At 38.8% G+C, this 15,912-nt stretch carries 18 protein-coding genes and 1 pseudogene; 2 read left to right on the forward strand and 17 right to left on the reverse strand.

The annotated features are described in order from the left end of the window. Position 1 precedes the first annotated feature (1 nt). The 8 genes and pseudogenes from HT722_RS05650 to HT722_RS05685 all read right to left on the reverse strand — a co-directional run bounded on the left by HT722_RS05650 (position 2) and on the right by HT722_RS05685 (position 9,190). Complete coding sequence (locus tag HT722_RS05650; protein ID WP_000364990.1) at positions 2–250, reverse strand: YneF family protein; 249 nt, start codon at positions 248–250, stop codon at positions 2–4. A gap of 325 nt (positions 251–575) precedes the next feature. Further along, the gene (locus HT722_RS05655) at positions 576–1,379 is read right to left on the reverse strand and encodes an ATP-binding cassette domain-containing protein (RefSeq protein ID WP_173278003.1); all 804 of its coding nucleotides are present in this window, start codon (positions 1,377–1,379) and stop codon (positions 576–578) included. Positions 1,380–1,391: 12 nt separating this feature from the next. Continuing rightward, a complete protein-coding gene (locus HT722_RS05660) occupies positions 1,392–2,285 on the reverse strand; it encodes an ABC transporter permease (protein ID WP_173278005.1) in 894 nt (297 codons plus the stop codon). An 11-nt stretch (positions 2,286–2,296) separates the two neighbouring features. Then, positions 2,297–3,274: an ABC transporter substrate-binding protein gene (locus tag HT722_RS05665; protein ID WP_173278008.1), complete on the reverse strand. Its 978-nt coding sequence runs from the start codon at positions 3,272–3,274 to the stop codon at positions 2,297–2,299. A 496-nt stretch (positions 3,275–3,770) separates the two neighbouring features. Then, positions 3,771–3,890 (reverse strand): annotated as a pseudogene (locus HT722_RS05670) (IS630 family transposase); the annotation flags it as partial. Positions 3,891–3,993: 103 nt separating this feature from the next. Beyond that, positions 3,994–6,528 (reverse strand): bifunctional lysylphosphatidylglycerol flippase/synthetase MprF, encoded by a 2,535-nt coding sequence (gene mprF / locus HT722_RS05675; RefSeq protein ID WP_173278010.1) that lies wholly within the window; start codon positions 6,526–6,528, stop codon positions 3,994–3,996. A gap of 12 nt (positions 6,529–6,540) precedes the next feature. Continuing rightward, positions 6,541–7,488 carry an AEC family transporter gene (locus tag HT722_RS05680; protein ID WP_173278011.1) on the reverse strand — a complete coding sequence of 316 codons (948 nt, stop codon included), beginning with the start codon at positions 7,486–7,488 and terminating at the stop codon, positions 6,541–6,543. A 76-nt stretch (positions 7,489–7,564) separates the two neighbouring features. After that, positions 7,565–9,190 carry a malolactic enzyme gene (locus HT722_RS05685; protein ID WP_173278013.1) on the reverse strand — a complete coding sequence of 542 codons (1,626 nt, stop codon included), beginning with the start codon at positions 9,188–9,190 and terminating at the stop codon, positions 7,565–7,567. Between the two features lie 272 nt (positions 9,191–9,462). Here HT722_RS05685 and HT722_RS05690 point away from each other — a divergent pair, with 272 nt between their 5' ends. Beyond that, positions 9,463–9,813 carry a helix-turn-helix transcriptional regulator gene (locus HT722_RS05690; RefSeq protein WP_000208712.1) on the forward strand — a complete coding sequence of 117 codons (351 nt, stop codon included), beginning with the start codon at positions 9,463–9,465 and terminating at the stop codon, positions 9,811–9,813. Between the two features lie 127 nt (positions 9,814–9,940). Further along, positions 9,941–10,819, forward strand: coding sequence for a LysR family transcriptional regulator (locus HT722_RS05695; protein ID WP_173278015.1), 879 nt, complete (start codon positions 9,941–9,943; stop codon positions 10,817–10,819). A 577-nt stretch (positions 10,820–11,396) separates the two neighbouring features. On the opposite strand, the gene HT722_RS10720 is transcribed toward HT722_RS05695, so the two are convergent. The 9 genes from HT722_RS10720 to HT722_RS05740 are packed head-to-tail and all read right to left on the reverse strand — an operon-like array spanning position 11,397 to position 15,768. Continuing rightward, positions 11,397–12,263, reverse strand: a complete 867-nt coding sequence (locus tag HT722_RS10720) for a CHAP domain-containing protein (RefSeq protein ID WP_173278017.1) — start codon at positions 12,261–12,263, stop codon at positions 11,397–11,399. A 2-nt stretch (positions 12,264–12,265) separates the two neighbouring features. Continuing rightward, complete coding sequence (locus HT722_RS05705) at positions 12,266–12,595, reverse strand: phage holin (protein ID WP_173278019.1); 330 nt, start codon at positions 12,593–12,595, stop codon at positions 12,266–12,268. A 14-nt stretch (positions 12,596–12,609) separates the two neighbouring features. Beyond that, complete coding sequence (locus HT722_RS05710; RefSeq protein ID WP_173278022.1) at positions 12,610–12,966, reverse strand: hypothetical protein; 357 nt, start codon at positions 12,964–12,966, stop codon at positions 12,610–12,612. An 8-nt stretch (positions 12,967–12,974) separates the two neighbouring features. Beyond that, the gene (locus HT722_RS05715) at positions 12,975–13,757 is read right to left on the reverse strand and encodes a hypothetical protein (RefSeq protein ID WP_173278024.1); all 783 of its coding nucleotides are present in this window, start codon (positions 13,755–13,757) and stop codon (positions 12,975–12,977) included. 5 nt (positions 13,758–13,762) lie between these two features. Then, positions 13,763–14,095, reverse strand: a complete 333-nt coding sequence (locus HT722_RS05720; protein ID WP_173278026.1) for a hypothetical protein — start codon at positions 14,093–14,095, stop codon at positions 13,763–13,765. Between the two features lie 5 nt (positions 14,096–14,100). Beyond that, a complete protein-coding gene (locus HT722_RS05725) occupies positions 14,101–14,607 on the reverse strand; it encodes a hypothetical protein (protein WP_240146930.1) in 507 nt (168 codons plus the stop codon). Further along, the gene (locus HT722_RS05730; protein WP_173278028.1) at positions 14,600–15,037 is read right to left on the reverse strand and encodes a hypothetical protein; all 438 of its coding nucleotides are present in this window, start codon (positions 15,035–15,037) and stop codon (positions 14,600–14,602) included. Before HT722_RS05730 ends, HT722_RS05725 begins: the two co-directional genes overlap by 8 nt. Before the next feature lie 10 nt (positions 15,038–15,047). Then, positions 15,048–15,200 (reverse strand): hypothetical protein, encoded by a 153-nt coding sequence (locus HT722_RS05735; RefSeq protein ID WP_173278030.1) that lies wholly within the window; start codon positions 15,198–15,200, stop codon positions 15,048–15,050. Continuing rightward, a complete protein-coding gene (locus HT722_RS05740) occupies positions 15,193–15,768 on the reverse strand; it encodes a hypothetical protein (RefSeq protein WP_173278032.1) in 576 nt (191 codons plus the stop codon). The genes HT722_RS05735 and HT722_RS05740 overlap by 8 nt, the downstream gene beginning before the upstream one ends. Between the last annotated feature and the right edge of the window lie 144 nt (positions 15,769–15,912).

The raw sequence follows: 15,912 nt of genomic DNA on the forward strand, positions 1-15,912 counted from the left end.
TTTATTTTTTCTTTTTATTGTTAGCAAGGGCTGCCTTTTGTTGGCGGATGATTTGGTGGTAAACTTGTTGTACCTTAGCTTCGCTTGGTTTTTGACCATTTGCACTCAAAAGAGTACGAACTGCTTCAGCATTCAAACGTGGGTTGTCAGCAAATTCTTTTTCGATTTGCTTACGAACCAAGTACATTCCTCCAAGAGCTCCTCCTAGAAAAGCTAGCACAATCAATACAATTGCTAAAAGTAAATCCATCATATTTCTCCTGTTTCTTTTTGAGTCTCTTTCATTATACCATAAACTAGCCACCCTGACTAGTTTGTTTTACGCTTTCAGGGAGGGAATAGACAGCAAAAAGAACCCTGCTTTTCTGCAAAAGAGAGCTCCTTACTGAGTTTATACTCAATGAAAATCAAAGAGCAAGCTAGGAAGCTAGCCACAGGTTGCTCAAAGCACCGCTTTGAGGTTGCAGATAGAGCTGACACGGTTTGAGGAGATTTTAGAAGAGTATCAATTTCATATTTCTGCCTATCCATTTGTACTAATAAAAGACTGAGACACTAGATCTCAGCCTTTTTCTTTATCCCAAAACCAATTCATCACTGACTAGACTTTGTCCACTATTTTTCTGGAAGAGATGCATGAGATCTTCAACCGTCAGATGCTTTTTCTCTTCTCCTTTTACATCCACCACTATCTTGCCTTGATAGAGCATAATGAGACGATTTCCGTACTCAATCGCATGGTTCATATCGTGGGTAATCATCAAAGTCGTCAACTGATGGTGTTCCACAATCTTTTGCGTCAAATCCATCACCATTTGACTAGTTTTCGGGTCAAGTGCCGCAGTATGTTCATCCAAAAGCAAAAGTTTGGGTTTCACCAGAGCTGCCATGACTAGGGTCAAGGCCTGTCTTTGCCCTCCTGAGAGATATTGAGTATCCACTTTCAAGCGGTTTTCAAGGCCAATATTCAGCTCTTTCAAGGCTTCTTGGAACTGGATTCTATCCTTCTCCTTCACGCCCCAACCAAGCCCTCTTTTTTGTCCACGTCTCAAGGCAATAGCCATATTCTCCTCAATCGTCAAACGAGAAGCTGTCCCCATCTTCGGATCTTGAAAAACACGGGCAATATCCTTAGCTCTCTTTCGTACACTCAGATTTTTAATGGATTTTCCTTCCAACAAAAGGTCCCCTTCGTCAACCGATAGATTGCCAGCCAAGATATTCATCAAAGTGGATTTCCCTGCTCCATTTCCACCAATCACAGAGATAAAATCTCCCTCTTCAACCCCTAAATCTAATCCTTTGAGGACATGGTTTTCATTGACCGTCCCTGCTTCAAATGTTTTGTGAATATTTTCAAGTGTTAACAAACTTGCCATAACTTTCTCCCCCTATTCATTTCTCAATTTCAGACCACGAATCTTTAATCTCTTTTGCAATTCTGGTGCAAATAAAACTAAAGCGAGTAAGATTGCATTAAAGAGACGAACTAGATTTTGATCTAAATTTGGAATTTCATAGATATTTAAAATAATCAAACGGTAAACAATAGCACCGATTCCGATGGATAACAAGCGGCTTCCAATGGTTAAATCGTGTATCAAGACTTCCGCAATAATCACTGCACTCAAACCAACAACAATGGTTCCTGTCCCAGAAGTCACATCTGAAAATCCATCATTTTGGGCGAACAAGGAACCACACAAGGCAATCAAACCGTTTGAAATCATGTAACCAACAATCTTCATGGTGTCTACATTGACCCCATTTGCCTCACTCATCGGAATATTGTCCCCAGTCGAACGCAAAACCAAGCCAATCTCTGTTTTCATCAAAAGAGTCAAGACTAGACAAACAAGTAAGAGACAGGCCAAACTGAATGAGAAAACAGCTTCTTCATTTGTCAGTCCCAAGCTCGCCAACTGTTTAAAGACGGTTGCAGAATCTCCCAAGGAAAGATTGGGCACACTTCCCATGATTTTAATATTGATTGAATAAAGCCCTGTCAAGGTCACAATACCTGTCAAGAGAGCTGGGATTTTCATCTTGGTATGGAGCATTCCTGATACAAGACCTGCTACCATACCTGCCAGCAAAGCAAGTAAGGTCGCAATCCAAGGATTTGTCCCTGCCTGTATCTGTGATACAACGACAGCTGCCCCCAGAGGAAAGGCTCCCTCAGCAGTCATATCTGCAATATCCAAAATACGGAAAGTCAAGTAGACCCCAATCGCCATAATCGACCACAACAAACCTTCTGATAAACTAGATAATACAAAATTCATCTTAAACCTCCTTATTCCTTGCTTTCTAACTTGCTAATATCAATTCCTAGTGCATCTGCCATTTCTTGATTAGTATGCAATTCCAGTTTTTCAGGCAACTCAACTGCTATATTTTCTGGCTTCTCACCTTTTAAAACACGAATCAACATGCGTGCTGTCTGTCTTCCCAATTCTTCATAATTGGTTCCGTAGTTATACAAGCCACCAACAGCAATCATTTCTGTTGAACCACCAAATACTGGAACCTTGTGTTTAATAGAAACCTGCTTGACTGTTTCCATGGTTGATGAAATGATATTATCCGTTGGGACAAAAACCATATCCACCTCTGCCATCAAGCTTTCTGCAGCCGCCTTGACGTTGTTACTGTCCAAGACTGTTTTTTCAACAACGGTAAAGCCTTTTTCTTCCAGAAGGCGCTTAGCTTCATCCTTTTGGACAACTGAGTTTGGCTCGCTCTGAGTATAGAGGATTCCAATCGTTTTAGCTTTTGGCAACACTTTCTTTATCAAATTGATTTGGGTTGAAATGGCATCTGATGACTGATCGCTTGTCCCAGTTACATTGCCCCCAGGATGTTCTCTTGACTCAACCAACTTGGCACTGACAGGATCTGTTACCGCTGAAAAGATAACCGGTGTCGTTTGTGTTGTATTAGCCAAGCTCTGAGCAGAAGGCGTTGCGATAGCTAGAACGACATCACTAGATTCTGCTAGTTGCTGGGAAATCGTTTTTAGATTTCTTTGTTCTCCCTGTGCATTTTGCAAATCAATCTCGATATTTTTCCCTTCAATATAACCTTGCTTGCCCAGCTCATCCACAAAACCTTCTCTAGTAGCGTCTAGAGACTGGTGGGTAATAAATTGTGAAATACCGATACGAAATACATCTTTTTTCTTATCTGCCTTCAACTGATGCAAACTGATCAGAGAGGTTAAGAGGATCCCCACTACCAAGAGGGGTGCTAGCAATTTTCGAACAACTTTCATAATGAAACTCCTTCTCAGAAAAGATAATACTCAATGAAAATCAAAGAGCAAACTAGGAAACTAGCCGCAGGCTGTACTTGAGTACGGCAAGGCGACGTTGACGTGGTTTGAAGAGATTTTCGAAGAGTATAAAACAAAAAACCGCCTAGATAATACCTAAACGGATGCTTGAAAAAATCTAACAAGTTATAACTTTGCTAGTCCATTTAGATATTCATCTATATGGACCACAATCAAAAATCTTAGCCACATAGATACAAACAAATTGCTTGAACTGTTTGCATCCATGGTGACATGTCTACAAACACTATCTAAAGTAGCTAAAGTAAAAGTTTTGATTCATTGTTACAGCTTGTCTTTTATTCATTTCTTTTTCTGCTTTCTTTTTTGATGTTTCCTATCTTACCACCTTTTTCATCACCTGTCAAGAATATTTCAGAATTTTTTAAAATTTTTCGAAAATTCTTTCAGGATGCTTTCAATTCTTTTAGGATAATTTCAAAGATTTGCCCATTAGACAAAATAGAACGATTTGAAGACGTTTATGATATTTATCTGTACTAGAGTCTTTTAAAAGTGTTTTGATGGCTTGTATTTCTTCTTTGGTTGATTTCATATCACTATTATATAATTCGTTTTGATTTTAGTATAGTATTAAACTAACTCTTGGCAGTCGGACAAAAAATCGACAGTTATTTTATACTGTTTAAAACCAATAGTCAATACGACAATCTCTTTACTTTTCGGTTATCAACTCTGTAGATTGCTAACATATCCAAAATAAGCCAAGTATCCCGAGGATAGGCAACATATCTAGGTGTCCAGATAGGATTAAACTTTTGTTTATACTGTCTAAGACCACTAAATGAATAGAATCGATTAGTGAAGGCATAGATGAGATAGGCTACTTTTTCTTGTAGAAAGCTATGTTTCTCAGTTCCTACATTTGACAACGGCGCCATGCCTAATTCAAATAAACGAACTCCTTCTTCTTTAAAATGAAGTAATAATTTCACAAAGAGATAATCCATAATACCATTGGGTGCTGTCCTTAAGTGGTAGCGCATCAAATCGATGCTAGCTTCTTCAGGACCATTACAAGCTAAAAAGGTAACAAAAGCCTGAACCTTATCTTCCTTATCCCTTACAAGAGCTATTGGTGCTAATTGAATGTACTTCTCATCAAAAAATCCAAGTGAAAACCCTTTTTCTTGGCGACCATCTAGCCAATTATCCGATATTTCTTTAAGGGTGTTAAGTAACTTCTTATCAAAAGGTGGTTGTAATACTTGGAATTGATACCCCTTGCTTTCTAATCGATTAACAACTGTTCTAAATTTCTTTCCTTGTTTTCCTTCGGTTGTAAATCTATCGAGTAATACCTGAGCAGTCTCCCCAAATTTCATAAAGTCGTACCCATATTCATGAAGTAATAGGGTGGTTTCTTGATTAATTTCGTAGAAAATAACAGAGACATTTGTGTCCTCCGCATCCTCTAAAAACTTCGATAAGCCTTTTTCTAAGTATCCTGACTGTGCCAGTGGATCCGACATAACGACACATTTATTATTTTCAATTGCAAATTGGAAAACAACCTTGTCTTGACCATCCTCTTGGTACCAATAAAGGTATTTGTCATCTAAATAAGCCAGGGTAGCATCTAAATTTATATTTGGTATTGTTGCAATAAAGTCTTGATAACGTTGCTTATCGAAAACTTCCCCAAAATTCTCTTTGGTTTGATTGCTCTCACGGAGTACCAAAACATACGAAATCACCAATATCAGAGACGAGCTAGAAAGATGAATCCAGTGTGTAATCAAATGAGGAAGATGTTTAACTTCAAATACATGATGAGGGTTCAAATGTCCTAACAAAACAAGGGTCAAGAAGAAACTTCCACCAATATACGATATATCCTTACAACAATCTTCCCAAGCATAAATATAATGACTGCGAACAAATGTATTTCTAATCCACCATATGATAGACAAAATAATGATTAGAAAAAAACTACTTGCGAATGAAAGACTACCAATATTCAAATAAACAAGGCTTACTAGACCTAGTACAGTAGCGAATGGTAATGTAAATTTTAAACGTCGTTTCACTAGTCTTGCAAGAAGGAAGAAGTGAACGCCGAGAATGACACTAGGAAGTTGAAAAACAAACTGTCCAGTGCTAGGTGAAAGTTCTTTAAACAAAGGAAGATGGCCTAATTCTTGAGGAACTATAGCTGACACCACGAGGAAGAAAGCAAACAGTCGCAACCCCCAAACCAATACTATAGTTGATAGTGATCCAATAACCTTTTGGGGAATTCCCAAATATTTCTCATTAAGTCGGCCACCCATATTTTTTAAGAATAAAACAACTCCTAAACAGAAAGGAAGAATATAATAGAATAAACGAAATACTAGTAACCAACTTAGCGCCTGATCTTTATCAATACCAAGGCCAACTAAACCAGATACCATAATTAAATCGAAACTACCTAGGCTACCAGGAATCATCGATATAATCCCAATTGTAATAGCAATCATAAAGAGGGGGATTACATCATAAATTGGTAAATTGTAGCCTAAAACATACCCAACCAAAAGGAAAAAACTTAATACACTAGCCCAATCAAGGGCAGAAGTTAACACTAAAGATAAAATTGTCCTTCCACTCAATTGACCAAAATAGACCCATTTTTTTCTATTTGAAACAAATAAAATAATTGGAAGATAGAGACAAGCTCCCAAAAGAGCTGGCCAATATTGTTTAATCCCCATTGAAATAGGAAATATAATTGTGAAAATTAAACTTATCAGTGCAAACAGTGAGAAACCACTCATAAAATAAGGGATGACACGAGAAATTCCTTGCATACTTTTTTCAGAGCGTTCTTCATCTCCATAGAAAGAATAGCGTAAACCAACATCCACCAAACCGGCAAAGCCAATCATATTATTCAAGCTATTTATAGTCCAACTTGTTTCTAGTAAGTAAGATAATTTTTGTTTCTGATTAAGTTCTTTATTTAGGATTCTATCATAGAGCATCATTGGCGCAACAGCCATAGAACCGAGCAAAGCTAAACTAATGACTTTTATTGGAGAGAGTTCCCCCAAGATTGCTCCAATCTTATCAACCGAAATTGTCTTAAAAAGTCTGATTATCTCTACAATAACGAGACTAACAATAGATAAAAATAAGGTAATCTTGATGAGTGTCTGCCATTTTTTCACGCAATTCAAAATTGTTCTCACAAGCTCTTCCTCTTATCCTAATAAAGTTTGTAATATTGGAATAACAACGATAAATAGAACCGTACTTAGAGTCACCACGTTCGTAGAGAATTCCACATCTCCTTTTCCCTGATTAGCAAGGATTGGGAGAACAGCTAGAGCTGGTGTAGCGGACTGAATCATAAAGGTCTTAAATTCTACTGTCGCCATATCTGGTGCAGAGAACTTCAATACAAGAAACATAATCAGAGGAGCTAGGATAAAGCGTCCAACTAAAGTGACAATTGTATCTTTATCAAAAGTAATAGTATTCAAGCCTGCCTTTGCAAGAACGATACCAATATAAATCAGAGATAAGGGAGTGACGATATTTCCAACATAAGTTAAGGTATTTGTTGCGAAATCTGGAATGGAGATTCGGAGAATCAAAAATAGTAGAGCGACAAGAAAACCTACAAGCGGAGCTGGAAGCAATTTCTTCCAGTCAAATTTAGTTTTCTTCTTGCTTTGACCCGATTTACTATCGCTCGTCATCACATACACGCCTAATGTCCAGGTAGAAATCGTGTTGGTGATATAGTAAATTAAGAAATATGGAAGAGCCTGATTACCAAAAAGAGCAACGTTTAATGGTAAACCGATAAAAATAGTATTGGCATTCACAAAGGTATTAATCATGGTTCCTCGCCGTCCTGGACGAACCTTGAAAAGCCTAACTGCAATATAAGCTACTATATATCCCAATTTAAATGCTACAAAAGTATAAAAGAGTCCTCCAGAAAGACTGATTAGTTTATCTAGCGTTAGGTATTTCATCACCGACACAAAGATTGACGCTGGCAAGGCTACATTCATGATCAAACGAGATAGATTGGATCCAAAACTATCTCCAAACCATCCCCTCACCTGAAGAATATACCCCAAAACAATAATAGCAATAATCGGAATGATACTCGTAATCGAGGTTAAAAAGAGTGACATAGGTATCCTTTCTAAATTACTTAAGTCCACAGCCCATACAAATCTGCCACTATAGAAGGATAGCAGCAGAAATGAATTATTTATACTCTGGATACCACTTCAAATCACGAACTGCTTTGCCCATATCTGTTTCCTTAGCGCGTGCAAGTCCTTGCTCTTGTGCTTTTTTAGCGACTGCTTCTGCTACTTTAATAGAAACATCTGCTACATACTTGAATGGTGGCAAGACAGGAGCTCCTGGTTGGCCTGGATTGACAATACCACTCAATGAATGCGCCGCTGCTCCAATCATTTCATCAGTCAAAAGACTTGCTTCAGAAGCCAGCATACCTAGACCAAGACCTGGGTAAATCAGGGCATTATTTGCTTGACCAATCACATAGTCTACACCTTTATAAGAAACCGTATCAGCAGGAATTCCTGTTGCGACAAAAGCTTTGCCATCTGACCATTCAATCAAATCTTTGGCACTAGCTTCTGCCAATTTAGTTGGGTTTGACAAAGGGAAGATCATTGGACGTTCTGTGTTTTCACACATAGCTTCTACTATTTCTTTAGTGAAGGTATTAGGCTGAGTTGAAGTTCCTACAAGAATGGTTGACTTCACAGTCTTCACTACTTCAAGCAGGTCAGTCAACTTATCTGCGTTACTAAAGTCAGCACGTTTCTTAGCAAATGGTTTTTGCTCTGGTGTCAAGTCATCCATGTCATCAAAGAGAAGACCTTGTTTATCAACCATAAAGAAACGTTTATAGGCTTCTTCTTCAGAAAGACCTTCACTTACCATTTCACGAAGAACACGAGAGGCAATTCCTGCACCCGCAGTACCACCACCATAGCAGAGATAAACTTGATCTGTTAATTTTTCACCACTAATATCCAGCGAACCGAAGATACCACCCAAGGTAACGATTCCTGTACCTTGAATATCATCATTAAAGGTCGGAATTTGTTTCCGGTATTTTTCAAGAATATTGGCAGCATTCAAGCGGCCGAAGTCTTCCCAGTGAAGGTAGAGTTTAGGAAAGAGACGTTCTGCTGTTTGAACAAATTGGTCAATGAAGTCGTAGTAACGATCTCCGCGGACCCGTTTGTGACGATTTCCTAAGTAATTAGGATTGTTACGAAGTTCTTCACGGTTAGTCCCAGCATCAATGACTAAAGGAAGGACCATCGAAGGATCGATTCCAGCAGCACCCGTATAGACCATCAATTTCCCAACAGAAATATCGACACCATTTGTTCCCCAGTCGCCAATTCCAAGGATTCCTTCTGCATCTGTTACAACAATGAGACGAATCTCGCGACCCCCGGCAGCGTTTTTCAAAGTAGCTTCAATATTTTCAGGATGATTAATATCAAGATATCCCGCATATTGGGGATCTACAAAAAGATCACTATAGCCTTCAATCGTATCTGCAATGGTTGGATCATATACAATTGGATTGAATTCTTCCAAATGTTGAGAAAAGAGGTAATAGAAAAGAGTCCTGTTGGTATTAAAAATTTCCATTAGGAAAAGACGTTTTTCCAAATCATTGGCTTTTGTTTGCATTTGTGCATAAGTTTGCGCCGCTTGTTCTTCAATCGTTTGAACATACGGTGGCAGTAAACCAATAAGGCCTAGTTCCTTTCGCTCCTCTAAGGTAAAGGCAGTACCTTTATTGAGGAAAGGATTGTTTAAAATATCATGTGCAGTCATAGTGCAAGCTCCTTTTTACTTATATTATACCACATGAAACGAATTGTTCGTAAAACGTTGTTGTTTAAATAATACAATTGTATACGCATATGTTATAAATTTCTGAACTCATCAAACTCTCAATGATCTCTCTTTACTAAAAGTTTCGAGTAAAATAAACCAATCATACAAATTGACAATCCTAATTAAAATAAATATCATCTAGGTATGTTATGTAATACTTTGTATTTTTTAAGGTGTTTTTTGTCATATAAAACTTGTATTCTATTTATATGACAACTAAAAACTATTTACAACAATATATTTCCCAAAAAGTGAAATATTTTCGAACACAGAATAAAATGAGCCAGGAAGAACTTTCGGAACAAGCAGGACTCGGGCTTAAGTATATCAATCAACTTGAAAACCAAAATGTGAATCTGACCATTCACAGTCTTGAAAAAGTGATTGACGCCCTAGAAATGACCCCAGAGGAATTTTTCAATTTTGATAGCCTTGAATCAACCTCTGATAAGAGTGACAATCTTTCACTCAAAAGAATCAACATGAAGATTAAACAACTCCCTATTGATAAACGAGAAAAGATGCTGGTCATTTTTGAGAGTATCTTAGATAATCTTTGAAATCCCTGACTCACTTACATTTTAACTGGTGAATACTCGTATAGTCAAATTGTAGGATACGGATAAAAATTATTTATCTGCTGTTTTCCACTTATTTTCCTTCTCCAACTAATGAAAGTGAGCCCATATGAATTTAAAAGATCTACAATATTTTTATGACCTCTGTCAGCTTCAATCCTATACGGAAGTAGCAAAACAACATAAAGTCAGCCAACCATCTATTTCTTATGCTATCAAGCGCTTAGAAGAATCCTTTAACTGCAAATTGATTCACCATGACCCCTCGCATCGTTCCTTCAAGCTAACTCCTCAAGGACAAATCCTTCTAAAGCATACAGAACTGATTTTACCTGAGGTCATTTCTACTCGCAAAGAAATTAATCGCTCCTTGGCACAATACTCTACTGTAGGATTCCCTCCTATTATCATTCAATATCTCTTTGCTGCCTTAAACGAAAAAGATAAATTCGATTTTTTAAAAAAGATACGCCCTATCCGCGGTGGCTCCGTAGAGTTATTAAACCTTCTCCTTAAGGGAGACCTTAATGCAAGCCTACTCGGTTTGATTGAACCTCTCAACTATCCTTCAATAGAGTCACACGAGCTATTTCATAAAGAACTGTATGTCGTTTTATCTAAGAACCATCCTTTTGCTACTGCTCCTTCCCTCGCTTTTGAAGAATTAGCAGATCAATCCTTTATACTCTTAGACGAATACTTTGTTCACCTGAAAGCTTTTGAAACGCTTAATCAAAAGTATCAAAACAAGGCAGAAATATTCTTTAAGACTGATGACATTGCCATCCTTAAAGAACTTTTAAAGAAAGGGATTGGCCTTAGTTTACTGGCTGATATCGCACTTTCTGATGAAGATGATGATTTAATAAAAATCCCTCTTATACCGAAGGATAAGATAACTTTTACAGTTTATTACGCCTACCTTAAATCAGCTACACCGTCATCAGAAGTAGAAGCCTTATTTAATCTCCTTAAATCATATGAATAGAAAAAACTCTAACTATCAATGAACTGATAGCTAGAGTTTTTTACATTGTAGATATTAGACTCAATGAAAATCAAAAAGCAAACTAGGAAGCTAGCCTCAGGCTGCTCAAAACACTGTTTTGAGGTTGTAGATAAAACTGACGAAGTCAATCACACATATACGGTAAGGCGACGCTGACGTGATTTGAAGAGATTTTCGAAGAGTATTAGACTATAGTATTCTATTTTAGAGTTTTTGTATAAAGCTACATAAGTACAAACCCTTGTAAAATAAGGGTTTGTACGTCATAAACTACATATATTTTTTACCGTAAAAATACAAAAGTTTACACCTTATGCCCCTTTTTTGCCCCTCTTTTCTTGAACAATAGGATTTAGATTTCTGTTTCTAAAGTTAAAAAATAAGCATTTTTGCAAAATAGAAATACAAGCTCTAATTTTGTTAAGGTCAACAAAATTGGCAACCAAGCGCTTTATAAAGCTATTTGTTGATGTCAACAAGTCAATTTCAGAGCAAACAAAAAAACCGCAAGCTTGAGCCTGCGGTGAAAGAACATTTTAGAAAGTTTCCTTTCTATTTATTTAACTGTAATCAAACCTTCTGGCTCTACTGTGAATTCTGGCTTATCTGCCAGTGTTCCATCTGCCTTGAGGTAGTACCAACCTTTTTTATCTGCTGATTGGATAAAGGCATTTGATACCATAGCGCCTTCTTTACCGTCTAGGTAGTACCAAGTCATTTTATGCTTAATCCAACCAGTGACCATCTTACCTTCTTCATCGAAGTAATACCAAGCATTATTGATACGAGCCCAGCCAGTGGCCATAGATCCTGAATCCGTGAACCAGTACCAAGCGTCCTTGTAGTTCAACCAGGTACTACGTTTCATGAATCCTTTTTCGTCGAAATAGTACCAAACATCATTGATTTTCTCCCACTTGTCAGTTGGATAAGAGCCGTCTTCACGAACCCACCACCAGCCGTACTGGTTTTGTTGCCAGCCGATTTCGACTTCTTCAGGCGGCACGATATACCCAACGATTTCATCGACAGAACGCTCATTGTAGCGACAAGGGCCACCTACTTCGAGGTAGTCCCAGTTTCCATCTATGTTCTGCTCAATCGTCTTGATGGTATATCCGTCTGAGTCCTCATAGACAAGCCCTGTATGGCCGTAATTGACACCGTCGCTAGCTACGTACGATTTTACGAAAAACCAACCTGCCTTTGGATAGTCAGCGTCATACACTACTTTTAGGCCTTGTGAACGTGCTGACTCAAGTAAGTCATAAGCGTTACCCCAAAGAGTCACACCATACCAATTACGCAACCCATAACAAGGCACATCGGCACACTGGAAGCCATAAGCTCCATCATTATCTACTCCATCGCCTGCGTTAGCCTTGTCGATGAAGAATTGAATCATTTCCTGTTTTTTAGACATATTTACTCCCTCCAAGCGTCATTCATCTGCTTCACTGCTGACTCTACAAAGGTATCCAAGTCTTTGTTCGTCATGCTGATGTTATATTTGGTCAGCTCTGCACTAATTTTAGCGCGAGCCTGTGCCAGCTTTTCATCTCCCTTGTAGCCAGTTTCAGTAGCTACCTGCTCCACGGCATGAACTGCGTTCTTGGCTAGGATTTCAGCGATAATAACCGCTTTTTCTCCGCCTTTACGCAAAAGGTAGTCTTTTACTGCTTTTACAATACCGCCTACTGCTACTGCTAAAAAACCTGTCGCAAAGGCAACGATGAGTTCATTAAATTGTGTCATGTGTTTTTCCTTTCTTATTCATAGTAGAATGTGATATCAAGGCTAATATACCCCGTTGTGACTCCTACGCGTTTGAAGTTTTCAATTGTTTCGCTACTTAGATGAAAAGTGTATGAATTATCAGAGATATACGGCGAATCTGTCGTGATTAACGGGAATTCGCTAGCACCTATTCTTACTTTTGTTATTTTCTTGTTTTCAAGAGTTGTTTTTATAGTCTTTTTATATACAAAAAGACTATAATTTTTAAAAAAAGAGAGAGTCACATCTTTTATGGTAACACTTTTCAAACCCTCCCACACCAACCTATCACCAATATAACGCTTGACAATCTCTCTACTTCCTAACATGATTCTTACTCTATCTTTCATAGCTTCACCTACTTAAAAATATCGTAAATCGTGTTAGGGTCTTTGGTTGGAAGAGCATCGTACTGCTCTTGCGTACCTGCCCAATAGTTGAGTGCCTGCGAGCCGTTCTGATTGACAATGTTCTGACCAGGTGCCCCCGTTGCGCCTCGTTCGCCATCGTTGATATTATCCAAGCGAGTGAAAGCAGAGGCTTTTAAACCTCTATAATTCACTTCAATGCGGACTTCGAACCAGCCACCAGAGCGCTGAGTAGCATTCCACTGACCAAATTTACCATTTGCATCCGGCGTTTGATTTCTCAAAACACCCCAGCTATTATTCCCAAAACCACGGTAGTAATAATCAAGAGTATAGCCACTCGTGACTGCTTCGCCATCGTAGAATACATCCGCAAACAGATTCAATTGGCTAGTAGAGCCATTCTTATAAGAACCCTCAATACGAACGCTGGCATTTAAACTATGCCCATTATCCCCTTTTAAGCTTTCTCTCTGGCTGGAGGTCAGATTGTCAAATGACGGGCGATTTTCCAAGGCGGAAATCCTAGCCTTGATCGGGATATCATTGTACAACTCCCATTTTTGGGCATAAGTAGACAAGTCTTGGTGGGAGGTCAAGTAGCCTTTCTCTTCCAGCTCCGCTTTTGTAACGAGGGTTTCTGGATTGACTCTCGGTCTACTCTCAAGAGAGTCCAGTCTTTCCTTAATCTCCCTATCCTTTAGCTCTGAATCTTCTTTGATTGCCTTGACATCCCTACCAATAGCTGTTGCTAGATTTTCAAGGTTACTCATAGCACTCACGCTTTCGCTGCGTTGTAAGTCGCTACCAAGTCAACATTGGCAATCTGGTCTACACGTCCGCTGACTTCAGTTACTTTGCCAAGAAGTGCGCTATTTTCATCTTGTCCCATACTTGTGATTTTTTCTGCGATTTCTTTGAGCGTATCCAAATTCTCAGGGGTACCTTCACCCAAGATTTCAGCCTTAACTTCCGTTTTAGCTTGAGTGACTGCCTGAGAGATAGCTTGCGTCATTGCTGAAGTTTCTACTTTAGTGCTGACGCTTTGCTTCACTTCCTTGATATCTGCTCCGACTGCTTGTGCGAATGCCGTTAATTTTGTTGTGTCCATTTTTTCTATACCTTTCCTAAGTTGTAAAAAAAGAGTAGGTCTGGAAATTCCGGACATACTCCACCATCTGTTACTGTTTTTTCTGCAAGCTGTTTTTTTACTTCTTTTTCGATGTCTAACTCCTTCAAAGTGTAGACATCTTCCGTAACCAATTCTTTATCTGAGTCTTCAATTTCAATATAAGTATCTCTGTCGCTTGGGAAGATATACCCTCCGACCGAGATTTCCACTCGATATTTTCCACTTGGTAGAATACTATCTAAATTAAAATTGACAGAATGGCTAGTGACGGGAGCGGTTGTCTTCCACCTACGTGGTCCCTTTGTTAGAGTAACAACCGCATCTTGACCCTCAAACAAGGTCATAACACGGTAATTCTCGTCTAACAATTCAAACCCAAAAGTAGAAGACAAATCCCCTTGTTTAATAAGGTCACCTCCATCAATTCGAGCCAAATTGGTTGTATTAACTTTGTGGTTGTTACAACCCATTCTGCGCCCCTTTCTAATCATCTATTAAGATGCCTTCTTTGATATCCAATTTTTCAAAATCGCTGAATAAACGGTCTATGTAGCCATTGCCTCCTAGAGTTTTATAGCTTTTGTGCATACTTTCTACTAGGGAAAATTCTTCTCGGGAGGTATATCCTCTGTTAATAGCCTGTCGCATATCACGGCCAAGGCGCAACTTCATGGTATTTAGATGCGCCTCATCGTGTATTTTCAACTTCTCTTGAACTTCATCAATTTTTGAATTGCTATCTTTAGCGGTAGTCTGGACATCTTCAATCTGTTTCTTGACATTGGTTAGCTCCGAGACGATTCTCTCCGTCTCTTCTTTGGCTTTTTTCGGCAATTTGTAGCTAAGCCAAGCGATGATAATCGGTGAAGCCGATGGTAGCACATTCATAAAGAAATGTTCTGTTTGTTGTAAGACATCCATAAGCACCTCGCTAGTTTGCCAGATGGCTCAAACCACGACGCTTCAATTCCTTGCGCACACGGTCTTTCCAGCGTTTATGTACCCATGAAAAGTCAACTGTTCCACGTTCCAGTAGATTGATGTACATGTCAATTTTTGCTTGGTCTAGTGTAATCTTACTCATCGCTGCTACCTCCATCGTCTTCACTAGGGCTCTCTTGGTTTGTCGTTTCAGAAATGTCATCTTCTTTCTCGCTTTCTTTTGTATCTTCTACCGCTGGGGTTGGTTGTGTAGACGCTTCTGCTACCGGTTGTTCAGTAGTTGGTTGAACTGGTGCTGGTTCATCAGCTTGGTTTTCTGTGTCTGTAGCCTGAGAGTCGTTCTCTCCTGCCTCCTCTTTCTCCCCCTGGTCAGGCTCTCCTTGAGCTTCCAGCTCTTCCAATCGCGCTAAGATATCCTCAATATCCTGAGCATTCTGGAGATTGACCTTCTGCATGCCATCCATAAGCTGATTGGCTTTCTCCAGCGCTTCCGTCGTTTTAGCCAATTGTTCTTGGTTCTTAATGATAGCACTAGTTGGGTCAAGTTCAGTTCGTAGAATCTCTTTGACTGCTTCAATGAGCATTTCATCCGTATCACCCAAGCGGTCACCCTCTAGTTCACGAGTGAAAAAAGTTAACGGCTTGTCGCATTGAATAGAGACTTCCGTCTTGCCAACTCTAAAAAATTTATTTACTAATACAAATTCCATGTTTAATGTTCTCCTGACTATTTAAAATAAAAGTATAGTGAATCGTTTCTAGTGACATTACTTTTGAATACTTGTCTTTGATTATCGTCTTTAAATGAGATATAGAGCGCACTTCCTCTACTGTAATTATCTGGCCTTGTATCC

The organism is Streptococcus sp. 53 (genome assembly GCF_013276565.1).
Classification (GTDB): domain Bacteria; phylum Bacillota; class Bacilli; order Lactobacillales; family Streptococcaceae; genus Streptococcus.